Origin of the sequence: Hymenobacter wooponensis (assembly GCF_004745865.1) — a bacterium.
Lineage (GTDB): Bacteria > Bacteroidota > Bacteroidia > Cytophagales > Hymenobacteraceae > Hymenobacter > Hymenobacter wooponensis.
The window spans coordinates 1,042,895-1,065,016 of record NZ_SRKZ01000001.1 but is presented as its reverse complement, the minus strand read 5'-3'; the positions used below and the strand labels follow the sequence as shown (position 1 = coordinate 1,065,016).

The 22,122-nt window shown below is 58.6% G+C and carries 16 protein-coding genes; 8 read left to right on the top strand and 8 right to left on the bottom strand.

Annotated features, from left to right (window positions below; genetic code table 11):
• Window positions 1-3: 3 nt before the first annotated feature.
• Window positions 4-1,185 carry an MFS transporter gene (locus tag EU557_RS04450; protein WP_135529192.1) on the bottom strand — a complete coding sequence of 394 codons (1,182 nt, stop codon included), beginning with the start codon at window positions 1,183-1,185 and terminating at the stop codon, window positions 4-6.
• 179 nt (window positions 1,186-1,364) lie between these two features.
• On the opposite strand from EU557_RS04450, the gene EU557_RS04445 reads away from it, so the two are divergent.
• A complete protein-coding gene (locus EU557_RS04445) occupies window positions 1,365-3,047 on the top strand; it encodes a catalase (protein WP_135529191.1) in 1,683 nt (560 codons plus the stop codon).
• Between the two features lie 78 nt (window positions 3,048-3,125).
• Here the strand turns inward: EU557_RS04445 and EU557_RS04440 are convergent, their stop codons facing one another.
• Entirely contained in the window at window positions 3,126-4,730 is a 1,605-nt protein-coding gene (locus EU557_RS04440) for a hypothetical protein (RefSeq protein ID WP_135529190.1), read from the bottom strand.
• A gap of 344 nt (window positions 4,731-5,074) precedes the next feature.
• On the opposite strand from EU557_RS04440, the gene EU557_RS04435 reads away from it, so the two are divergent.
• From EU557_RS04435 to EU557_RS04420, 4 genes are all read left to right on the top strand, one after another.
• On the top strand, window positions 5,075-6,952 hold the full coding sequence (locus tag EU557_RS04435; RefSeq protein ID WP_135529189.1) for an ABC transporter ATP-binding protein: 1,878 nt from the start codon (window positions 5,075-5,077) through the stop codon (window positions 6,950-6,952).
• Between the two features lie 145 nt (window positions 6,953-7,097).
• Complete coding sequence (locus EU557_RS04430; RefSeq protein WP_135529188.1) at window positions 7,098-8,051, top strand: bifunctional helix-turn-helix transcriptional regulator/GNAT family N-acetyltransferase; 954 nt, start codon at window positions 7,098-7,100, stop codon at window positions 8,049-8,051.
• 114 nt (window positions 8,052-8,165) lie between these two features.
• Entirely contained in the window at window positions 8,166-8,663 is a 498-nt protein-coding gene (locus EU557_RS04425; protein ID WP_135529187.1) for a GNAT family N-acetyltransferase, read from the top strand.
• A gap of 60 nt (window positions 8,664-8,723) precedes the next feature.
• The gene (locus EU557_RS04420) at window positions 8,724-9,326 is read left to right on the top strand and encodes a DUF4136 domain-containing protein (RefSeq protein WP_135529186.1); all 603 of its coding nucleotides are present in this window, start codon (window positions 8,724-8,726) and stop codon (window positions 9,324-9,326) included.
• A 193-nt stretch (window positions 9,327-9,519) separates the two neighbouring features.
• Here the strand turns inward: EU557_RS04420 and EU557_RS04415 are convergent, their stop codons facing one another.
• The 4 genes from EU557_RS04415 to EU557_RS04400 all read right to left on the bottom strand — a co-directional run bounded on the left by EU557_RS04415 (window position 9,520) and on the right by EU557_RS04400 (window position 15,064).
• Window positions 9,520-10,515, bottom strand: coding sequence for an XdhC family protein (locus EU557_RS04415; protein WP_135529185.1), 996 nt, complete (start codon window positions 10,513-10,515; stop codon window positions 9,520-9,522).
• An 82-nt stretch (window positions 10,516-10,597) separates the two neighbouring features.
• Window positions 10,598-11,074 carry a hypothetical protein gene (locus tag EU557_RS04410; protein ID WP_135529184.1) on the bottom strand — a complete coding sequence of 159 codons (477 nt, stop codon included), beginning with the start codon at window positions 11,072-11,074 and terminating at the stop codon, window positions 10,598-10,600.
• Entirely contained in the window at window positions 11,035-13,344 is a 2,310-nt protein-coding gene (locus tag EU557_RS04405; RefSeq protein ID WP_135529183.1) for a xanthine dehydrogenase molybdopterin binding subunit, read from the bottom strand. Before EU557_RS04405 ends, EU557_RS04410 begins: the two co-directional genes overlap by 40 nt.
• A 235-nt stretch (window positions 13,345-13,579) precedes the next feature.
• Window positions 13,580-15,064 carry an FAD binding domain-containing protein gene (locus EU557_RS04400; RefSeq protein ID WP_135529182.1) on the bottom strand — a complete coding sequence of 495 codons (1,485 nt, stop codon included), beginning with the start codon at window positions 15,062-15,064 and terminating at the stop codon, window positions 13,580-13,582.
• A 373-nt stretch (window positions 15,065-15,437) separates the two neighbouring features.
• Between EU557_RS04400 and EU557_RS04395 the strand changes: the two genes are divergently transcribed.
• Window positions 15,438-16,379: a hypothetical protein gene (locus EU557_RS04395; protein ID WP_135529181.1), complete on the top strand. Its 942-nt coding sequence runs from the start codon at window positions 15,438-15,440 to the stop codon at window positions 16,377-16,379.
• A 111-nt stretch (window positions 16,380-16,490) separates the two neighbouring features.
• Here the strand turns inward: EU557_RS04395 and EU557_RS04390 are convergent, their stop codons facing one another.
• Entirely contained in the window at window positions 16,491-16,898 is a 408-nt protein-coding gene (locus EU557_RS04390; protein ID WP_135529180.1) for a response regulator, read from the bottom strand.
• A 49-nt stretch (window positions 16,899-16,947) separates the two neighbouring features.
• A complete protein-coding gene (locus tag EU557_RS04385; protein ID WP_135529179.1) occupies window positions 16,948-18,651 on the bottom strand; it encodes a sensor histidine kinase in 1,704 nt (567 codons plus the stop codon).
• A 212-nt stretch (window positions 18,652-18,863) separates the two neighbouring features.
• On the opposite strand from EU557_RS04385, the gene EU557_RS04380 reads away from it, so the two are divergent.
• Both EU557_RS04380 and EU557_RS04375 read left to right on the top strand, forming a co-directional pair.
• Window positions 18,864-19,937, top strand: coding sequence for an MJ1255/VC2487 family glycosyltransferase (locus EU557_RS04380; protein ID WP_135529178.1), 1,074 nt, complete (start codon window positions 18,864-18,866; stop codon window positions 19,935-19,937).
• 160 nt (window positions 19,938-20,097) lie between these two features.
• Window positions 20,098-22,083, top strand: coding sequence for a peptidylprolyl isomerase (locus EU557_RS04375; RefSeq protein WP_167855084.1), 1,986 nt, complete (start codon window positions 20,098-20,100; stop codon window positions 22,081-22,083).
• Window positions 22,084-22,122 lie beyond the last annotated feature (39 nt).

The following is a 22,122-nucleotide window of genomic DNA, read 5'->3' as shown; positions in this document are numbered from 1 at the left end:
CGGCTAGGCCACTGCTGGCTTTTCGCGCACAGCCACTATAAGATAAGCTAGGGCCAGCAGCACGCAGCTAGCACTGAGGGCGTGCACGTAAGGCAAACGCGCCGAGAGGTTGCTGTATATCCAACCGGCCAGTAGAGCGCCTAGGCCTATGCCGGCCTCCAGGGCAATGTACATGGTGGCCACGGCGCGGCCCCGGCGCTCGGGGTGGCTCAGGTCGATGGTCCAGGCGTAGAGGGTGGGGGAGTTGAGGCCGGTAGCCAGCCCAAACAGTACGGCCGCCGTCAGGAACAGCAGGGGCGTAGTGGCAAACGATAACAGACCTAGCGCCACCATCAGCAGCCCCGACGACCAGCGCAGCACCGGTACGCGGCCGTACGTGTCGGAGGCGCGGCCCGCTACCAGGCGCACCACCAGCGAGGCTACAGTGTAGCAGGTAAAAAACAGCCCTTTGTTTTCGATGCCCAGCAGTCGGCTCTGGTCGGGAATGACGGTGAGCACGGCACCGTACGGGAACAGGCACAGCAGCGTCACGAGGGCCGGGGCCAGCACGCGGGGCTCCAGCACTTCGCTCCAATCCAGCTTCAGCAAACTCCAGCTAAATTTCTGACGCTGGGCCTGGGGTAAGGTTTCCGTCATGGTACCCTGCACAATTAAGCTCAGCAGAGCCATACCCGACGAGGAGTAGAACATGGTGTTAAGCGAAAAGTGCTGAGCCAGTAGGCCACCAATGGCGGGGCCGGCCGCCATACCCAGGGAGCCCGCCACGCCGAGCAGGCCCATTGCCTCGCCGCGCCGCTCATACGGGATAATATCCGCAATAAAGGCGGCGGTGCCGGTGGGCTTGAAGCCCGTGCTGAAGCCGTGCAGCAGCCGTAGCAACAGAAAGCCAGTAACAGTGGTGGCCCAGGGGTAAAAAAAGCCGCAGATAAAGCACACTAATGAGCCAAATACCATCACGGGGATGCGGCCTACGGTATCGGCCAACTTACCGCTAAAGGGGCGCGAAAGACCAGCGGTAAGCGTGAAGAGGGCAATGATGAAGCCTTTGTAGTCGGCGCCGCCCAGGCGGGTGAGGTGGTCGGGCAGTTCCGGCAAGAGCATGTTGAAGCTCATGAAGAACAAGAACGACGACAGGCACATCAGCCAGAAGCCGATGGTATACGTAGAAGAGCGAAAAGAAGGCATGAGTTACGCTAAGCGAATAGGCTACAAAGGTAGGATGCCCGGCGAGGACGCCGCAGAAAACTCCCAGTGCTGCTAGCCGCGTGCAGGCAGAACCCCCAAATTTTATAAGCTGTATTTTGAACAGCCTACTGGCCTAGCTGGTAGTTTAGGCAAGGTTTCCATCCTTAAATTCCGATACCATGAGTCAAGAACCAGAAAACCACACCGGATCCAATGGTCATGCCAGCAACGGCAATGGCACAGGTACGGCCGTAACCGGCGCCGGAACCTCTGAGGATACGCGTACGGCGGCTGGGGAAAATGCCCAGACGCTGACCACCCGCCAGGGACACCCGCTAACCAATAACCAGAACACCCGCACCGTGGGTAACCGTGGCCCAGCCACGCTCGAGAACTATCAGTTCATTGAAAAAATCAGCCATTTCGACCGTGAGCGAATCCCGGAGCGCGTAGTGCATGCCCGCGGTGCCGGCGCGCATGGCGTATTTGAGGCCTACGGTAAAGTAGGCAATGAGCCCATCGAGAAATACACCCGTGCTAAGCTGTTCAACACGGCGGGTAAGCAAACGCCCGTATTCGTGCGTTTTAGCACGGTAGGCCACGGTGGCCACTCGCCGGAAACCCTGCGCGACCCGCGCGGTTTTGCGGTGAAATTTTACACCGAGGACGGCAACTGGGACCTAGTAGGCAATAACCTGAAGGTGTTCTTTATCCGGGACGCCATGAAGTTCCCAGACCTGATTCACTCCCAGAAGCCCGACCCAGTACACAACCGCCAGACTGGGGAGCGGATTTTCGACTTCATCTCGAACACGCCGGAGGCCATGCACATGGTATCGTTCCTGTTCTCGCCCTGGGGCATCCCGGCTAATTACCGCCAGATGCAGGGCTCGGGCGTGAACACATACAAGTGGGTAAATGCGCAGGGCGAAGCCGTGTTGGTGAAATACCACTGGGAGCCGCTGCAGGGCATCAAGAACCTAACGGCGCAGGAAGCAGAAGCCATTCAGGCTAAAAACTTCAACCACGCTACCCAAGACCTGTTCGAGCACATTGAGAAGGGCGACTTCCCGCAGTGGGAGCTGCGCGTGCAGATCATGAGCGACGACGAGCACCCCGAGCTGGACTTCGACCCATTGGATGACACCAAAATCTGGCCCGAAGACCAGTTCCCGCATCTGCCTGTGGGCAAGATGACGCTGAACAAGAACCCCGAAAACTACTTCGCCGAAGTAGAGCAGTCGGCGTTTGGTACGGGCGTACTGGTAGATGGCCTCGACTTCTCCGACGATAAGATGCTGCAGGGCCGCACTTTCTCGTACTCCGATACGCAGCGCTACCGCGTAGGCACTAACTATTTGCAGCTGCCCATCAACGCGCCTAAAAAGCACGTAGCCACCAACCAGCGCGACGGTCAGATGGCCTACCACGTTGACTCGGCGCCCAATCAGAACCTGCACGTAAACTACGAGCCCAGCAGCCTCAACGGTCTGAAAGAAGCACCTCGCTCAGCCCCCGACCACATGCCGGAATACACGGGCCGCCTGATGCGTCAGACCATCGACCGTCAAAACAACTTCAAGCAGGCCGGCGAGCGGTACCGTCTGCACGAAGATTGGGAACGTGACGACCTCATCAACAACATGGTAGGCGCCCTAACGGATGCCAACCACAAGGTGAGCGACAAGATGGTAGAGCTATGCACCAACTGTGACCCTGATTGGGGTCGCCGCTTGGAAGAAGGCTTGAAGGCAGCCCGCGCTGGCAAAAAAGCCGAAGGCGGCAATCAGTACAATGAAAGCAAAGGCTCTGATGCCGTGGCCGAAGCTGAGGCTATTGCTCACGATGCGAAACCATATTAATCCTCCATCTGGATTGAAGACAAAAAAGGCTCCTACTACGGTAGGAGCCTTTTTTGTTGGGGTGCATGCCCTTAAATTCTAGGGGTTGATGGGGGCTGACTGGCCGACTGTATCCGTTTGCTGTACTTCCGTAGCAGGTTCCTCAGAGGTTGCTTCAGCTGAGTCGGAGACGGGGGGTATTGCCTCAGTCGCTTTAGGAGTGGTTTGCTCCGGAGAAGAGCGTTCTTCGGTGGTCACATCAATTGTATCAGGCATGATGTCCTCAATAGTAGGCGGCGTGGCCTCCGACTCATCCGTTTGCGCTTCGGGTTGATATTGAGGGCGCGCAGCAGTGCGGGCGGGCGTTTGATCTTGCTCCTGCAACAACCTCTTCGACGACCGTACAATAGCCCAACCCGCCAGCGCCACGCAGATGAGTACTGCCACCACCAGCGCAACGCGCGGCAGCCGCAGGTTAGTGGCCTGCAGGCGCCGTAGCCCATGCAGAGGGGACGCAGTTTGAGGCCGCGCTGGTACAGTGGCGGCTTTGGAGCTGGAAGGTACAGCTGGCCTAATTGTAGCAGCAGGCTTGCGCGCCGCCGCAGGTGGCACGGGCCTAGCCGGAGCCGCTGGGGTACTTGGGGTAGCTGCAGGCGCCGGGCTGGGCGGCCGTTGCTGCATCTGCTCAATTAACTGGCCTAGCTGCTGAATACGAGCGTCTAGCTCCCTGTTGCGGGCGTCGGCTTCTGCCCGCGCCGCGCGGATGGCTTCTTCTAGCGCTGCTTTTTCCTGGCTTTCCTGCTGTAACCGGGCCCGCAATTCAGCGGCTTCAGCGGCGGCAGATGGAGCCTGCTCTAGCTGGGCCCGCAACTGCGCAATACTTTGCTCGCGCTCAGCCTCCCGGGCCTCCATAGCCTGGCGCTGGGCGTTTAGCTCGGTGTGTACCTGTTGGCTAAGCTGCTCCAGCCGTTGCATTTCTTGCTGGCCCGCGGCTACGGCCTCGGCCGGAGCTCCGTACGGTGCATCTTCAGGAATATCTACGGCGCCCAGCCAGTACCAGAGCTGGCGGGCCTTCTGTTCCCAAAAGCCGGGCTCAGGAGTATCACTAAGCGTTTCGCCAGCTGCTATGCTCGCCGTCAGGTCGTTAGCCCAGGTTAAAAGCTCATCGTCGGAGAGGTTGAGCTCGGAGTGGCCTAGCTGCCGCAGGCGGCGGGGGAGCTGCGTAGTGGTGCCCAGAAGCTGAAAGTTCTCGGCACCCGGCTGCCGCCGCAGGTAAGCCTCCACGCTCGGCCCGAACTGCACGGTATCAGCGAAAAGGACAATGCCCGTGATGTATTCGGGCAGAATAGAGGTAGAGGGCAACTGGTCAGCCAGCCAAGTGGCCACGGCTTCCTGCTGGTGCAAAAACTGCTCAAATGGGTTAGCTGCGTGCTCGTCGCCGTGCAAGGTGTAGGAGCCAAGCTGCCAGGCGGCATCTGGCTGCGTGGAAATCTCCAGTAGGCCCCCTTCGGGCACAAAAAGCAGTACCGTAATGCTGCGGGGGCGCACCACTAGAGCATCAATCACCTCTCCTTCTACCTCAAAATTACCGAGCAGCAGCGCAGTGGTAGGGGTGGGGTCGGCTAGCAGAGCGGCGCGCACTGCCTCATACTGGGCTTGGCGAGCCGCGTCAGCGAAGGGAGTATAGAGGAGGCTGTGCAGCATGCGGGAGGTGAAAAAGAAAAAGCACTAGGTGCCTTGGTAGTGGCTACGGAAGCAATACGTAATAGCGCGCAGCTTCGTCCGGAGGTTAGCCAAGAACGGGACTGGCCTAGGCGGCTCTCAGGTGCTTACCTATAACGCTACTGTTTCTGGCTGCATTATACAACACGGCGGCGGGAGTAAGCAGGCTTCGGAAGTAGTAGGAGAATGGTATGAAGCTCTACTGCAGCAGCCGCTGCCTAGCAGAACCAGGCAAGAACTGCCTCTAGGCCACTGCCTTGTCGCCGGAAATACTGCCAAAACGGCCGCGTTTCGAATTCGGCGCGAAGTGTGCCGTACAGTAGTATATGGCTCGTTCTGATTCTTTTTTCTCTACTATATCTGCTAAGAAACCACGCCCCGATGGCAAGCCGGCGCTTTCGGTACAGGAGCGGTTTTCGGCTCTGAAAAACCTGCCTGAGTTTCTACGTCTGGTTTGGCAAACTAGCCCGGCCTTAACCCTCGGGAATATAGGCCTACGCTTACTACGCGCCGCGCTACCAGTGGCCATGCTTTACGTAGGCCAGTTAATTCTCGACACGGTAGTGCAGCTGAGCCGGCAGCCCGCTGCGGAGCGGGCATTGGCTCCGGTTATGGGCCTAGTGGCGCTAGAATTTGGCTTGGCTATTCTGTCGGATGCGCTGGGCCGTGGCGTGGCGTTGCTAGACTCGCTGCTGGGTGACCTGTTTGCCAACCAAACCTCCGTGCGCCTGATGGAGCACGCCGCTGAGCTCGATCTGGATCAGTTCGAAGACAGCGTGTTCTATGACAAGCTGGAGCGCGCCCGGCGCCAAACGCTCTCCCGCACCGTGCTCATGGCCCAGGTACTTAGCCAGGCGCAGGACTTCATCACGATGGCGTTCCTAGCCGTCGGGCTCACGGCCTTTAACCCCTGGCTGTTGCTGCTGTTACTGGTAGCCGTGGTGCCCGCTTTCCTCGGCGAGTCGCACTTCAATGAGCGCAGCTACTCGCTGGTACACGGCTGGACGCCCGAGCGGCGGGAACTGGATTATCTGCGTCAGACCGGTGCCTCCGATGAAACAGCCAAGGAGGTTAAGATCTTTGGGCTGTCGGGCTTTCTGATTGACCGGTTCCGGACGCTGTCGGATGAGTTTTACCAGAAGAACAAAGACCTCGTGATTCGGCGGGCTGGTTGGGGCACGTTCTTCGCGGCCGTAGGAGCAGGGGGCTACTACGCGGCCTACGTGTACATCATCAGCCAAGCTGTGTACGGGCGCGTGAGTATTGGGCAGCTTACGTTTCTGGCGGGCTCGTTTGGCCGGATGCGCGGGCTGCTAGAGGGTATTCTGAGCCGTTTCAGCTCTGTGGCCGAAGGGGCCTTGTACTTGCAAGACTTCTTCGATTTCTTCCACCTGCAACCCCGCATCCGGCGCGATGAAACGCAGCCGGTGCGGCCGTTTCCGCACCCTATCCGGCAGGGATTCACCTTCGAGAATGTAGGCTTCAAGTACCGCAACGCCGAGAAGTGGGCCTTACGTAACCTCAACTTCACCCTACAAGCTGGCGAAAAGCTGGCCCTGGTAGGTGAAAATGGCGCCGGCAAAACTACACTTGTGAAGCTGCTCTCCCGGCTCTACGACCCCACCGAAGGCCGCATCCTGCTCGATGGGTACGACCTGCGCGAGTACGACCCCGCCGAGCTGCGCCAGGAAATCGGCGTCATCTTCCAGGACTTTGTGCGCTTTCAGCTACCGGCTGGTCAGAACCTTGCCGTAGGCCGCATTGAGCAGAAAGACAACCGCCCCCGCATTGAGCAGGCGGCAGCCCAGAGCCTTGCCGACTCCGTTATTGCCAAGCTGCCCCAGGGCTACGACCAGATGATTGGTCGGCGCTTCAATGGCGGCGTCGACCTTAGTGGGGGCGAGTGGCAGAAGATTGCGCTAGGCCGCGCCTACATGCGCGAGGCCCAACTACTGATTCTCGACGAGCCGACTGCGGCACTCGACGCTCGCGCCGAGTACGAAGTGTTTCAGCGTTTCAACGACCTTACCCAAGGCAAAACTGCCGTGCTTATTTCGCACCGGTTCAGCACCGTGCGAATGGCTAACCGGATTCTCGTAATTGAAAATGGGCAGTTCGTGGAAATCGGAAGCCATGAGGAGTTACTAAGCAAAGGTGGCCGCTACGCAGAGCTGTTTCAACTGCAGGCTGCCGGCTACCGCTAAGATGTGATAAACACGAAACAGGCCTAGAAATATTTCTAGGCCTGTTTCGTGTTTATAAAGCCGCTTGAGTACGCGAGGTATCAAATAAATTCAGCATGTATGGTTGATATTTGTAAGTGCTTACATAAATACTTTTATTTGTGCTATGAAGTTCTTCGATGAAGTAGGTACCGCTGCGCTGGGGAGTAGGCTGCGGCGTTTGAACGATATGATGACCAGTCAGGCCACAGAAGTGTACAGCTTGTACCACGTGCCCTTTGAGCCCCGCTGGTTTCCGGTGTTTTACACGGTGGCATCGGAGGCTGGCCGCCACATTGGTGATATTGCGGAAAGCATTGGTCAGACCCACGCGGCAGTAAGTCAAGTGGTGAAAGACCTGGCCAAGCACGAGTTAGTAGCCGTGCAGCGAGCCGAGGTGGATCAGCGCCGCAGCGAAGTATCGCTCACCGACAAGGGTGCCGAACTGTGGACGGCCCTGCAGCAGCAGACCGCCGACGTGCGGCAGGCCACGGAAGAACTGCTAGCAGAAACCCGGCACAACCTATGGCTGGCCCTAAGTGAGATGGAGTACGCGTTGTCGCGCCAGAGCCTAGCGAGCCGGGTGAAAGCCATCCGCGACGCGCGCGTGGCGGGAGAAGTGCGGCTCTTGGAGTACCAACCGCAACACCAACCCGATTTCAAGCGCCTGAATGTAGAATGGATTGAGCGCTACTTCCGGGTAGAAGAGGCCGACCTTAAAGCCCTGGACCACCCCGATGAGTACATTCTGCAGCGTGGCGGCCACATCCTGCTAGCCGAATACCAGGGGCAGATTGTAGGCACTTGCGCCTTGTTGCGCATGGAAGATGAGACCTTTGAGCTGGCAAAAATGGCCGTTTCGCCCACTGCGCAGGGGCTGGGTATCGGGTTTCGGTTGGGCGAAGCCGCCATTGCCAAAGCGCAGGCACTAGGGGCCCGGCGCCTTTACCTAGAGAGCAACACCAAGCTCACACCGGCTTTGCAACTCTACCACAAGCTAGGCTTCCGCAAAACCGTAGCCGGGCAGCCTTCCCCCTATGAGCGCTGTAATATCCAGATGGAAAAGCTTCTCACTGCCTAAATAGGCAGCTGTTAACCTTGCTATCCTACTAGCTCTAGTTACAGCATATGCTACTACCAGCCTGCAGTAACTGAGCATAGCGCTTGCATTACCAACACATCCGTAATTTGGTTTATGCCTATCTCGTTTCGATTTCTGCCCGACTTGCCGCCCGTTGGCCCAGACTGGAATAACCTGCTTGCGCTGCTTACTGCCATCTTCTCCCTGGATGATCAGGCGCAGGCGGCTGAGCTGCGCTACCAACAGGCCCGCAGCCCGGTGCAGGTATGGCTGGCAGAAAGTGAAGGAAAGCTAGTCGGCTGCAAGCTGGGCTATGAGCGCAAGCCAGGGCACTATTACAGTTGGCTGGGTGGCGTAGAACCTGCTTTTCGGGGCCAAGGCACCGCGGCCGAGCTGATGCGCCAGCAGCATGCCTGGTGCCAGCAATGGGGCTATCAACGCATCCGAACCCAAACCTATAATCAATGGCGCGGCATGCTACTGCTAAACTTGCGGGTAGGATTCGATATTGTGGGCACCATGCAGGGAGCGCACGGGTTGGTTATCGTGCTGGAGAAAGAACTTGCGGCTCCCGAAACGGCTGAGGCACAAAGTTATGCTACAAAGAAGTAGTTGATATTTGATAACGAGCACCGTACCTTAGACAAGGTTCCACCCTGTGCTTTCTTGTCTATGAAACTGTTTGTACTTCTGTTAGTAGGGCTCAGTATGGCCTTATCTGGATGTCTGATGTCCCGGGAGGCTCGTGTAGAGTCCGACTATAGCTTTTCCGGGCAGTTCCGGCGCTACCGTACCTATGAGTTTGTAAGCGGTGATGGTATTGCCTCCGACACCAGCCGCCTAGGTGAGGCCGTGCGCGACGCCATCCGGACCCGCATGAAGGTACAAGGCTACCGCCCTGCCAAGCGCCGCCCCGATCTGCTGGTTAACTTCCGCCTATTTGAGGGTACCATGCGTTTTCGCGGCTACCAACAGCCTGATTTCTCCCGCTGGGTAAAAACGGGCTACGCCGATGACGATGAAACGCCCAGCGACCAGCGCCAAGGCTACAGCCCCGTCAGGATGCTGCTGCTGGATGGTACCTTGCTGGTTACCCTCATCGACAACCAAACCAACCGAGCCGTCTGGAACGGCTATGCTTCCGGCGTTTCCGTGCCCACCGGCCCACAGGGCGAACTAATTCTGCGCCGTTCCGTGCGCTCCATCTTCGACCAATACCACATCTTCACCGAAGGCTACCTGCAAGGCAATAATGGCGGGGGCAGTAGTGAATAAGTGAGTCGTGGTTGGGTGAAGTGCCATTGCGAGCAGTGCGAACCAAGCCTTCTGTGTTTGTGCGCAAAACATTGATTTATTCAAAAGCCTTTACATCCCCAGCGGAAGTAAAGGCTTTTTGCTGTCGAAGATTGCGCACATTGAGTGCGAAGGATTGTATCGCCCTTCGTCCTCGAAATGATACTTCACTCATTCACCTTTCACAGCTATTCCGCACCTGAATAAGTTCTGCGGCTATGCTGATGGCAATTTCCTCTGGGGTGCGGCTGTGAATAGGTAGGCCTATGGGGGCCGATATTTGAGCAAGCTGCTCCTCGCTAGCTCCCTCGCTGCGAAGAGTGCCCAGTAGCTCTCCTATCTTGGCTTGGCTGCCTAGTACTCCCAGGTAGCGAAGCTGGTGGCCTAGCAGCTGGCGTAGCACTACCAGGTCGGAGCGGTACCCAACGGTCATGATAAGCACGTATTCATCGGGGCCTTCCGGAATTTCTGTGGCTATGGCATCGTAGGCCACCGTGCGCTTGTGGTGGGGGAAGGGGTTAGCGAGTAGCGTTGGTAGATCCAGGCGGTCGTCGAGTACCGTTAACTCAAAATCCAGCGCCGCCAGCACACGGCACAGTGCCAGGCTCACGTGCCCGGCCCCAATGATGGTTGCCCGCGAAGCAAAGCCCAGACGCTCCTGATATTGCCACTGCTCTCCCGCCTGAAATGTAAATCGGGTTTCACTAGTTGGCACCGGCAATACTTCTAGGCCAGTAGCCGCCGATAACCTCAGTAGGCCACTCGTGTTATTGCCCAGCGCTTCCGCGCACTCCTCCACCGCTGGCAGATTCGCCGGAGTCAGTGGCAAAAACAGCACCCACTGCTCACCTGAGCAAATCATGCCCGAGCGGTCAGTGGGAGAGTCTTTGCGGTGAATTTGGGGGCGCAGCAGTGGCCTAGGCTCCGGCTCGGGAAGGCGGGTGCGGGCCAGTTCTACAAACTTGTGCTCCATCACGCCGCCTCCAATGGAGCCGGCAGTAGTATCGGCCGTTACACTCATCTTGAAGCCCTGCCGGCCGGGGCTGCTGCCCTCACTGGCCAGTACGCATAGCAGCGCTACCGGTACCCCAGCCCGCAAGCTGGCGGCCGCGTGTTGCCAGACGGGTAAGTCGCGCGGAGTGGCAGGCGAGGCGTAGGAGTGAGTATCCAAGGAGAGTGTAGTTAGAGGAAGAGTACGGGCCCAGCGGCTAGCCGTGGTAAGGCAATAGCTAAAGTGCGTGCTACTTTGCCTGTTACCAGTTAGCGCTAAGGGCGTAGTACACGGCCATGACGCCCGAAAATAAGGCGCTGACCAGAAAGCGCCGATCAGCTGGCAGCTTGTTCTGAATGTAGTAGTTCACCAGCAACGACACTGGCGCGTTCAGCAGAAACGAGCGGGCAGCCATCGGGAGCAAGTCCCAGGTTATCTGATCGAGCTGGCCCGAGCACAAGCGAATGAATACGAAGTGGCGCGCAATCCAGAGGGGGTTGAAGTAGGCCAGCGCCAAAGAGGCCCGTCGGAGCTGGGCCGTCCAGCCGGGGCGGTGCGGCACACGGTGGTCAATCCAGCGGAAGTAGGTGGGTACTTCCCAAGCGTAAATAGTGCCCGCAATAAAGGCAATGCCGAGCAGGCGGGACCAGGAAAAATCGTGTTGGAGCAGGGCCGCGGCTGTGTCGCCGGCGGCGTAAATCAGGGAGCCACGGACGTGGTTACGGTAGTTGAAGCGCAAGCGGGGGTGGTAAGTAAAACGTCGGGGTAGAGGCTGAGCAATACCTTTTCGGGGGTGATGGGAGCGGAAAATGGGAGGGTAGCGCCGGGACGGAAGCTGCGGATAGCGTCGCGCACGGCAAAGTAGGCCCCGATGCCATACATCAGGGGTGGTTCGCCCACGGCCTTGGAGCGCAGGATGGCGTTGGGGTGGCCGGGCGTATCCAGGAAGTGCACAGCAATGGTTTTGGGCGCTGAGTACAGGTCAGGAATTTTGTAGCTGTTGAGGGAGTTGCTGAGTAGGCGGCCTTCCCCGTTGAACACCAGCTCTTCCAGCGTCATCCAACCAATGCCCTGCACGAGGCCACCTTCAACCTGGCCCCGGTCGATTTGTGGGTGCAGGCTCTGGCCGAAATCGTGCGCAATCTGCACCGCATCGAACGTGTAGGTGCCCCGGAGGCAGTCAACGGTGACGGTAGTGAGGGCCGTGCCGTACACGTGGTAAGCAAAGGGGTGTCCCTGGTTGGTTTGGGCATCGAAATGGATGCCGGGTGTGGCATAGTGGGCGTTTTCGGTTAGGCTCACGCGCTGCCAGTAAGCCGCGGAAACCAGCTTCTCCCAGGTGGTATCGGCGGGCGTGCCGGCAGCTAGCACCTGCTCGCCTTCAATGGTCAGGCCTTCATAGTCCATTTGTAGCTCGGTGGCCGCGAGGCGAAGCAGCCGCTCGCGCAGGGCTAAGCAGGCCATTTCGGTGGCTTTGCCGTTGAGGTCGGCGGTGGCGCTGGCGGCCGATGGGGAGGTATTGGCTACGCGGGTGGTGTTGGTGCTTTCCACCTTCACGCGCTCCGCCGAAATGCCTAGCGTGCGCGCCGCCACCTGCATAATCTTGGTGTTCACGCCCTGGCCCATTTCCACCGCGCCCGTGCTCACGCCCACCGAGCCATCGGTGTAGATGTGCACCAGCGCGCGGGCCTGGTTCATGGGCGTTTTGGTGAAGCTGATGCCGAAGCAAATGGGCATCACCGACAGCCCTTTCTTGAACTGCTGGTTCCGGGCGTTGAAGGCTTCTACCTCGGCTCGTAGGCCAGGGAGGTTGTAGATACTGGCGGCCGTGTCCCAGGCCTGCTCGGCGTGGCAGCCCTCGGTGGGCTGGCGGTAGGGTAGCACGTCGCCCTCACGCAACAGGTTGCGCCGCTGCAACTCCGCCACCGGTACGCTCAGCTGCTCGGCCGCGCACGCCAGCGCCGACTCCATCACGAACATACCCTGCGGCCCCCCAAAGCCCCGGAAGGCGGTATTGGGCGGCAGGTTGGTGCGACAGCTGTAGGCCGTGGCCGTTACGTTCGGGATAAAGTAGCTGTTGGTAGCGTGAAACAGCGTCCGCTCCAGCACGGCCGGCGAAAGGTCAGCTGCGGCGCCGGCATTCTGGTAGAACGTAGCCTCGTAGGCCACTAGCTTCAGGTTCTCATCAAACCCAATTTTGAAGTCGGAAGAGTAGGAGTGGCGCTTGCCGGTCATGCGCATGTCAGCCATGCGGTCGAGCACCAGCTTCACTGGCCTACGTGTTGTAAAGGCACCCAATGCGGCTAGGGCGCCCCAGGTCGTGGCCTGGTCTTCTTTGCCACCGAAACCGCCCCCAAGGCGCGTAACATCTACTTCTACTTGGTGCATGCCCACGCCCAGCACCCGCGCCGTGTGGCGCTGCACGGCCGTGGGCCCCTGGGTAGAGGATACCATGCGCACCCCGCCCATTTCGGTGGGGAATGCGTACGCACCCTGTGTTTCAATGTACAGATGCTCCTGCCCGCCCGACTCCGCCACGCCCTCAAACACGTGCGCGCACTGCGCCCAAGCCGCCTGCGTATCACCAATCTGGAAAGTGCGCGGTGGTACAATCAACTCATCCTGAGCGGCCGCTACGCGCGGGTCGGTGATGATGGGCAGCGGCGAAACTTCTACGCGCACGTGGCCTAGCGCGGCGTGGGCCTGATGCTCGGTTTCGGCCAGAACCAACGCCACCGGCTGCCCGCGGAAGTGCACGTGACCTTCCGCCAGCAGGGGCTCATCGGGCACAATACCGCCAATCTGGTTTTCCCCCGGAATATCCTCTGCCGTGAGCACGCGCACCACACCGGGCAGATTGAGCGCGGCGGTAAAGTCAATGCTCAACAGCTTGCCATGCGCCACCGGCGACTCCACCACGGCCGCGTACAGTGTGCCCTGTTGCACCGGAATATCATCGAGGTACTGCGATTCGCCGCGCACGTGGCGGGCCGGGTCGAGGTGATTCATGACGGAAAAAATAACGCGAGGCTACTGCAACGCGATTGATTGAGTAACTGGCCTAGGCCAGTTGGTGAGTAATTGCGGCTGCTCCAATACGTTCGCAGCATGTCCTACTGAGCTTGTTCACGTATCTCTACCGCATCATAACTATTAGCCTAGAGTTCTGTAACGAAGCGGTAAAGTGCCTTCTAGCACTGGCTTGATGCGCCACAGGCTCAGCAGGACGTTCCCTTTTGCGTTGCTATAGCAAGTCAGCCAAGCTCAACTGCTCAGGAAAGAACTGCAGAAAATGGGCGGCCAGCAGCTGCCGCAGCAGCAGGCGCTTGTATTGCACAGTGCCGCGCACATCACTGATTGGGCTGATTTCCTCTTGCGCTAGCTCCAGCGCCTTACGTACTACTGCGGCGCTGATTTCACGCCCAACTAAAAACTCGGCCGTACGCGGCAGCACTAGCGGAACGGGGCCCACGCCACCGGCCGAGAAGCGCGCGGCTTCTACTAGGCTACCCTGCACCCGCAACCACGCCGCCGAGTTCACGCTGGCAATGTCGAGGTGGGTGCGCTTCGAGACCTTCTCGAAGTTGAAATAGTCAGTAGTTAGTGGCGCGGGGAAGCGGAATTCTAGTACCTGTTCATCAGCGGTTTTGGCCAGCTGCTTGTACCCCAGGTACAGCTCCTGCAACGGCAGCTCGCGGCGCTGGCCTAGGCCAGTATCCTCCAGCGTGAGGCTGGCCCCGAGAGCCAGGAACAGAATGGTTAGGTCGCCGATGGGGGAGGCGTTGATGAAATTGCCAGCCACCGTACCCATGTTGCGGATAGGCGTGCTCGATACTAGTTTCAGGTGCTCGGGTAGGCGCGGCAGCACTTCCCGCATTAGCGCAGACTCCATCAGCTCTTGCGCTGTGGTGGCAGCACCTATCACAATGCTGGTGCCCTCGCGCCGAATGCCGCGGCGCTCTGGCTGCCCGTACACCAGCTGCACCGGTATCTCGCGTAACTGCTCCGGGCGTTGCACCAGCAAATCGGTGCCACCGCCCAATACTTGAGCGCGCGCTGCCGTGGCTGCGTCTAGGCCAGTTACAGTGACGGAATGACCATTTTGCGGTATCTGTACGCTTACTGCCGAAGCCTCAATGGCGCTCCGCAACGCCATAAGCTTGACCGGAATTTCCTGGAAATACGTTGGCACAAAGCCCTGCTCTGCTAACCAAGCCAGCGGCTGCTCCTGCGGCCGCGCGGCAAGTTGCTCCTGCAAGTACAGCGTGGCCCGCTCCAGCGACTTGTAGCCCGTGCAGCGGCAAATGTTGCCATCAATGGCCGCCAGCGCCGTTTCTGGGGTGCCGGGTTTCTGGCTGAGTGAGTGCCCGGTTAGAGACATCACGAAGCCTACCGTGCAAAACCCACACTGCGAGCCACCCTCCGCTACAATGGCTTGTTGCACCGGCGTGAGCGTGCCCCGCGCCGCGTTAATGCCTTCCACCGTTACCACGTGGCGGCCGTGGGCATTGCCCAGCGGCGTCAGGCACGACGTCATCGACTGGTAGGCCACCGTTTGCTCGTCTGGCTGCAGCTCGCCCACCAGCACGGTGCAGGCTCCGCAGTCGCCTTCCCGGCACCCGATTTTTGTGCCCGTCAGGTGGCGGTTGTAGCGCACGAAGTCAAGCAACGTACTGCCAGCTGGCTGGGTAGTGCGGATGAGCTGATCGTTGAGGTAAAACTGAAGCATGGGCAAGGCAAAAAACAGAATCGGAAGGGAAAGTTACGGCTTTTTAGCCTTTCGACGTAACAATTCGGTAACATGACGGCTGGGCGTTGGAAGGGATGCCAAGCCCCTAGATCAGCCAAAAATCAGCGCACGTGTACGCCTACTCAACCAAGCTGCTCTGCCCAGAAGCGTACTGTCAGGAATGAAATATAAGTCAGAATGCCCTGCTGCACAATGCTCAGCACCAGCCGGCGTTCAAGCACGCGAGGGCCGGGTGGCTTGAAATATAGCCCCTACCCCCTATAAGGCTACGCGCGCTTTGCCTACTTTCGGCCCGGTTTTCGCCAGCAGCCCGCTCTGTGGCTGTAGGCCAGTTCTTCCTTGTTTCGCTCTTATGAAAGCATTCTCCTCTCTCCGCTCGGTTTCGGCGCTGGCCATGGTGGCCGGCCTGCTCGCTACAGCCTCCTGCACGGCGCCCCGCGCCATTGTTAGCACTGGTAAGGTAACGCCTAAGGGCGAGTTTAAAATTGGTGGCAACATGGCCTTCAATGTGCCCACCGAAACTATCAGCAAGACCGGTTCGGCCCTGATTACCGCCGCCCGCGAAACCGCCAACAAGGACACCGTACGCTACAACCAAACCATTGAGAAACTGCAGGTAGCGGCCCTAGCCTTCGTGCTCGACCCTGTGCGCCCCTCCTCCGATTTGTATGTGCGCTATGGCCTGGCAGAGCGCCTAGATGTTGGCTACAAGTATGCTTTTGGCTCGCACGTCTTCGACGCCATGTACCAATTCATGGGCACTACGGGTACGCCTGAAAGCCCCGGCAGCCGCGAAACGGGCGTAACGTACGGCAGCATCGGGCTACAATACGCTACCCAGCGCGCCAAGCTGCCCAGCGTGCCCTTCCTCGATAACGTGAACGATGTGCTGGGCTTCAAAGCCAGCCGCCACGACTTAATTATCCCGCTGGTATTCAGCCAGTCGTTTGGACCTGAGGAGGAGATTGGCGCCATTTCGTATGGTGTCATGTACGCCCACAGCTTCTTGCGCTACGGCTTCGAGCCACGCAACGTGTACAACGGCCCCGGCAGTGGCTCCGTCGCCGATAAGATTCCAAACTTGCCCGTAGCCAAGCAGAACTTTTCCTCGTTTGGGGGCTTCATCAACGTGAAGCTAGGCTACCGCTACGCTTACGTTATCCCGGCTCTCTCAGTGTACTACCAGAACTATGGCGAGTACCAGCTGCTGAACAACCGCACTGCCTCGTTGAAAGGCGTAACGTTCATTCCAAGCATCGGCCTACAGTTCCGCGTACCTACTTCGCGCCGGTAATCTAGGCCACTAGCAGAAAGTAAGAAGCCCGCGTACTGGTGTTCTTGGCCTGAGCCAAGCGCAGTACGCGGGCTTTATTGTGGTGGGGTAGGTAGGGTAGTGGCCTAGCAGTTAGTTGGGCAAGAGCTGGTCGAAGTACCGATTCAGTACTTCCGTAATTTTCTCGCGAGTCAGGGGTTTGTTCACAAACTCTGCCACAGGCAGGTGCTGGGCCATTACCAAGTCCTCCTCGAGCTGTGAGCTGGTGAGCAGCACAATTACGACCGACTGACGCGCTGGAACCTGCACAAAAGCCTCCAGAAACTCGAACCCATTCATCACTGGCATATTCACATCCAGCAAAATCAGCGCTGGGCAGGCACCTTCGCCAAAGGAGCAGCGCGTTTGCAATAGGTCCAGAGCTCGTTGTCCGTTTAGTGCCACCAGCACTTCATCACACACATTTAGGCGCTCAAGCAAACGCCTATTGAGGTAGTTGGTTGTTGAGTCGTCATCAACCAACAGAATAGCAGGAAGCATAAGGAAAGGGAAGAACTAACGGATGTGTGCTGTAACATAGGAAGAAATCCTACGGCAAGTATACTCGAAAGACTGAGCCGCGGCCGAGCTGACTTTCTACTTCTAAGTGTCCGCCATTGTTGGTCACAATCTTCTTGACCATGTAAAGCCCCACGCCAGAGCCCTCCACGTGGTCGTGTAAGCGCTGGAAGAGCCCAAAAAGCTTTTGCTCCTGCTCCAAACCTAAGTTTAAGCCAAGTCCATTGTCTTGCACGCTAAGCACGTGGTAGCCACCAGCTCGGTAGCAGCGCACTTGCACCACCGGCGGCCGCTTTGGGTGCCGGTATTTCAGAGCATTGCTGAGTAAGTTATATACAATGCTTCGCAGATTTTTCTCGGCGAAGTTCAGAGTGGGGCAGCCGGCCAAGTCTAGATTAATCTCTGCCTTGGTAGTGCTAATTACGCGCTCCAAATCCAGGCATACCTCCTGCACAACATCGGCCACCACAAGGCTGATGGCTGGTTCGCTATTGGCCTTTTGCAGCTTTACTACCTCCGTCATGTGGGAAATGGTGCGCTTAAAGCGCTCTACGGCCCCTTCCATAAAGTTGAGCAGAGGTGGAATGTCAGAGGCCTGTGGAGGTAGAGCTAGCTCTTCCCGCAATGCAGTTAGTAGCGCCTCAATGTTGCTGATGGGCGTTTTTAAGTCATGGGAGGCAGAATAGATGAAGTTGTCGAGGTCGGTATTTACGCGTTCCAACTCCTGCTGCTGTAGTTGTTGGGCGTGGATATCAGTGCTGGTGCCCATCCACATGATTATCTCTCCGCTGATGCTACGCAGTGGAACCGTCCGGGCCAAATGCCAGCGATATTCCCCGTCGTGGCCCCGTCTCCACCGAACGCGCAGATCGGGCGTGGGCTCCCCGGTTTCTAAAGAATGCCGCCACGCGGTTCTGGCCTGCAGTTGGTCGTCGGGGTGCATGTAGGGAACTACTCCCTCTAGGGCTAATTGCTCCGGGCTGGCACCTGTGTAGTCGGCCCACTGCCGGTTATAGTAGGTGAAGGTTCCATCGGGGGAGGCCGTCCAGGCCAGGTGGGGCAAGTTCTCAAGCAACTGCGCAAATCGGGCGCTGCTTTCTAGCTTCGAGAGGTGTTCGGCGGCTTGGCTCCGCTGTAGTCGCCAACTGGCCAGCCCAGCTACAAAAAGCGTCAACGCCAAAATCAGCGGGTAAGTGAGGCGAGCATAGTCATCGGAGCGCTGCCGACGCACGACCAGCAGGTGCTCCTCTTCGGCTTGCAGGCGCCTAACTAGGCCACGTAACTGGTCCATCAGGGCCTTCGACTGCCGCAGGTCAGCTACGTTGTAGCGCTGATGGCTTTGGTAAGCGGCCAAATCAGCCTGCAACAAAGCGTAGTTGCTGGCTACGAGGGCTTGCAGCGTGTCGAGCCGCCGTTGCTGCACCCAATTGTCGGCGGTAAGGCTATCGAGGGCTCGTTGCTCCTGCGCGGTGCGGCGCTCGGCTATGCGCAGCGGCTCCAGAAATGCGTCCTCGCCGGTTAGCAGGTAGCCACGCTGGCCCGTTTCAGCGTCCTTCAGCAACGACATCACACTTTCCAGCCGCACCAATACCACATGGGTATGCTCTACCCGGGCTTCATGATCTAGAAGGCGCGCCAAGCTCCGGTAAGTCATCAACGCTACCCCTACCAGCAGCAGGGTTGCCACCGCATACCCACTAAGTGAACTTCGCCAGAGTGAGATAGGAATCTTCATTCTTACAATAAGTAGCTATACGCCTAATATCAGCTGAATATAGGGGCATGCGGAGCACTAACGCTCATTACTTTTGTACTTTTAGCTGTTTCGCTTCGGGCACATCTTGCCCATTGTGGCGATGAAGAGGCTTAAGCCATCAACCGAGGGCCAATGGTCTGGGACAAAAACTTCACTTTAGCACGCCAGAGATATCCTCAACAGTATCCTCTATGAATATTCTCTACGGAGTGCCGGGTGAAGGCCTAGGCCACGCTACCCGCAGCAAAGTAGTTATTGCGCACCTGCTGGAGCAGGGCCACAACGTGTGCGTGGTAAGCAGCTCACGCGCTTTCCAGATGCTGGCAGCAAATTTCCCTGGCCGCGTCCACGAGATTCGGGGGTTTCACCTGGCCTACCGGCAACTTACCGTTTCCAAGCTGCGCACTGCGGCCCTAACCTTGCGCACAGCCCCTGAAAACCTGGTAGTAAACTTCCGCAAGTACCAAGAGCTGCTCTGCGACTTTGAGCCCGAGCTGGTGATTTCTGACTTCGAGTCGTTTAGTTATTTCTTTGCCAAGTGGCGCCGAATTCCGGTTGTCAGCATTGATAACATGCAGATCATCAGCCGGGCTAAGCTAGATATTGCCGTGCCCGCCTCAGAACGGGGCAACCTCACCGTAGCCCGTGAGATTGTGCGCGCCAAGCTGCCTCGTAGCCATCATTACCTGATTACCAGCTTTTTTGCGCTGCCGGTTATTAAGGAGAATACTACGCTGGTACCACCCATCATCCGGCCCGAAATTCTGCGTGCTAGGCCAAGCGCTGGTCAGCATGTACTAGTGTACCAGTCGGCCACTACGCAGAAAGACTTGGTAGCTCAGCTCCAGGAACTGCCGGGTCAAGAGTTCAGGGTGTACGGGTTTAACAAGGAAGAAACCCACGGCAACGTGCAGCTACGCGCCTTCAGTGAACAGGGCTTTATCGACGATTTAGCTAGTGCCCGGGCAGTAGTAACCAACGGCGGCTTTTCCCTGATCAGTGAAGCAGTGTACTTGCACAAGCCCGTATGCGCCGTGCCTATTCCAGCGCAGTTTGAGCAATTTCTCAACGCCGCCGAGATTGAGAAACTAGGCTACGGCCGCCACTTCAGCGCCATCACCCCCGACAATCTTAGGGCCTTCCTCTACGACCTCAGCGGGTTTGAGACGGCGCTAAGCGGCTACCAACAGCAGGGCAACGAGCTGTTGTTTGCCCAGCTCCAGCAAGTGCTGGCGGGCGTGCAGGAGGTGCTCCCCCAGCGTTAGGTGGCCTACTGATAACACAGGCAACACTAGACTAGTCGCCGGTTGTTCTGCATAAGGATAACCGGCAATGTTGGGTTCTAGGCCAGGGGAGGGCAGTAAAACCGCTTCTTTTCAGGTGTATTCGCCTCTACCTCCGCCGAAACCCGTATTTTGGGCAACCATGAATTATTCTGCCTTCTGCCGCATGGCGGCTACGGTTGCTAGTACGGGTTGCGCGCTGCTGCTGGCCTGCACCGCTCATCCGCCGGCTGCTACTGCTCCCGCTACCACCAATAAGTTCACCCAAGATGCCACCCTGCGCCAGATAGCCACGGCCCAGGATGAGCGCAACACGGCTGCGTTGTTACCCTTCTTGGAAGGCCCAGAGGCTAAGTACCGCCGCGAAGCAGCTATGGCTCTTGCCTCCGTGCAAAGCAAAACGGCCACCAGTGCTCTGATAGCTCGCCTGCAGGATGTAAGTGTGCCGGTGCGCCAAGCGGCAGCATACGCGCTGGGCCAAACCGCCGACTCAACCGCTGAGGCTAGCCTGAACAACTATATCCTGCAAGAACCCGACCCTACGGTGCGGCGCTATGAGTTGGAAGCGCTCGGCCGGTGCACTTCCCGCGCTGGGTTAGGCACTCTGGTGCGTTTGCCAGCTGCCTTAGCTACGGATACGGCCGCGCTCAGCGGACAAGCGTGGGGCCTTTACCGGGCGGGCCTACGGGGGCTTACTTCTGAAGCGGCAGTAGCCCGGCTGGTGCAGTTGCTGGGCCGCACCAACCCCTACGGGGCTCGCCTGGCTGCTGCCAATGCATTAGCGCGTACTCGGGGGCTTAACCTGGGGCCATATGCCATGCTCATTGGGGCAGCAGCGCAGCAAGACCCACATTATGCTGTGCGTAGCGCTGCCGCTTCGGCGCTGGGGAAGGCAACGCAAGACCCGGTAGTGCCTGGCCTACTGGCCAGCTTATCGCGCCGCGACCCTGACTATCGGGTGCGGGTGAGTGCCTTGCGGGCCATGAACGCAGCCATGTACGCCCCCGTGAAGGAAGCCGCCTGGGCGGCACTAACCGATGCCAATGCGCAGGTGGCCTTGTCAGCAGCAGAATTCTTTCTGGCTAACGCCACCAATGAGCCGGGCTCCCTCTTTTTAGAAAAGGCTGATAAGTTGCCGCAGTGGCGCGTGCGGAGTACTCTGTTGGCGGCCGCGCTAAAGCAGGAAACTACGGGCCGCGAGGCCGTGCGGTCGGCGGTGCAGGCGCGCTATGCCACCGCTACCAGCCCCTACGAGAAAGGATACCTGCTGAAAGCACTAGGCGAGGACCCGGCGGCATTTGAGTTTGTGCGCCAGGCCACTTTCGCCCCCAACCAGTCGGTGGTTATCGGGACCTACGGGATGGAGGCACTGGTGGCAATGCGCAACCAAGCCGATTTCCCCGTAAACCAGCACGCCGAGTTTGCGCTGACGCTACGCCAGGGGGTACTTAGTCAGGATGTGGCTCGCATGGGCATTGCCGCCGAAGCCATCCGCGACCCTAAGCTCGACTTACGCCGTCTGCTGCCTACTGCCGATTTCTTAGTGCAGGCCCGCGACCGGCTGGTGCTGCCCCGCGACCTGGAGGCTTGGCAGTCGTTGCAGCAAACCATCGACTATTTGCAGAAAAAGAAAGCCACGCCCGTGCCCGTGGCCACGGCCGCCACGCACCCCATAAATTGGAGCTTGGTGGCAGAGTTGCCCGCCGCTCAGCGCGCCGTGGTGCACACGGAGAAAGGCGATGTGACACTGCGCCTGCTGGTTGAAGACGCGCCCGGCTCAGTGGCTAGCTTCGTAGAGCTCACGCGCCAGGGCTTCTACAACGGCCGCAATTTTCACCGCGTAGTGCCCAACTTTGTAGCCCAAGGCGGGTGCCCGCGCGGCGACGGCTGGGGTAGCTCCGACTACAACCTGCGCTCTGAACTAGCCGACCGGCACTACGGTGAAGGAGCCGTAGGCCTAGCTTCCGCCGGCAAAGACACCGAAAGCTGCCAGTGGTTCATCACCCACGCGCCCACCCCCCACCTCGATGGTCGCTACACCATTTTTGCTCAAGTAGTGAGCGGAATGGATGTGGTAAGTAAGCTTGAAATCGGTGACCGAATTGACAAGATTGAATTGGTTCGGTAGTAATAGTAAAACCAAAACGGCCTCCCACACAGGGAGGCC

Excerpts from the sequence above, each read along its gene's own strand:
- EU557_RS04450 (WP_135529192.1), bottom strand. The coding sequence starts at position 1,185 with ATGCCTTCTTTTCGCTCTTCTACGTATACCATCGGCTTCTGGCTGATG.
- EU557_RS04445 (WP_135529191.1), top strand. The coding sequence starts at position 1,365 with ATGAGTCAAGAACCAGAAAACCACACCGGATCCAATGGTCATGCCAGC.
- EU557_RS04440 (WP_135529190.1), bottom strand. The coding sequence starts at position 4,730 with ATGCTGCACAGCCTCCTCTATACTCCCTTCGCTGACGCGGCTCGCCAA.
- EU557_RS04435 (WP_135529189.1), top strand. The coding sequence starts at position 5,075 with ATGGCTCGTTCTGATTCTTTTTTCTCTACTATATCTGCTAAGAAACCA.
- EU557_RS04430 (WP_135529188.1), top strand. The coding sequence starts at position 7,098 with ATGAAGTTCTTCGATGAAGTAGGTACCGCTGCGCTGGGGAGTAGGCTG.
- EU557_RS04425 (WP_135529187.1), top strand. The coding sequence starts at position 8,166 with ATGCCTATCTCGTTTCGATTTCTGCCCGACTTGCCGCCCGTTGGCCCA.
- EU557_RS04420 (WP_135529186.1), top strand. The coding sequence starts at position 8,724 with ATGAAACTGTTTGTACTTCTGTTAGTAGGGCTCAGTATGGCCTTATCT.
- EU557_RS04405 (WP_135529183.1), bottom strand. The coding sequence starts at position 13,344 with ATGAATCACCTCGACCCGGCCCGCCACGTGCGCGGCGAATCGCAGTAC.
- EU557_RS04400 (WP_135529182.1), bottom strand. The coding sequence starts at position 15,064 with ATGCTTCAGTTTTACCTCAACGATCAGCTCATCCGCACTACCCAGCCA.
- EU557_RS04395 (WP_135529181.1), top strand. The coding sequence starts at position 15,438 with ATGAAAGCATTCTCCTCTCTCCGCTCGGTTTCGGCGCTGGCCATGGTG.
- EU557_RS04390 (WP_135529180.1), bottom strand. The coding sequence starts at position 16,898 with ATGCTTCCTGCTATTCTGTTGGTTGATGACGACTCAACAACCAACTAC.
- EU557_RS04385 (WP_135529179.1), bottom strand. The coding sequence starts at position 18,651 with ATGAAGATTCCTATCTCACTCTGGCGAAGTTCACTTAGTGGGTATGCG.
- EU557_RS04380 (WP_135529178.1), top strand. The coding sequence starts at position 18,864 with ATGAATATTCTCTACGGAGTGCCGGGTGAAGGCCTAGGCCACGCTACC.
- EU557_RS04375 (WP_167855084.1), top strand. The coding sequence starts at position 20,098 with ATGAATTATTCTGCCTTCTGCCGCATGGCGGCTACGGTTGCTAGTACG.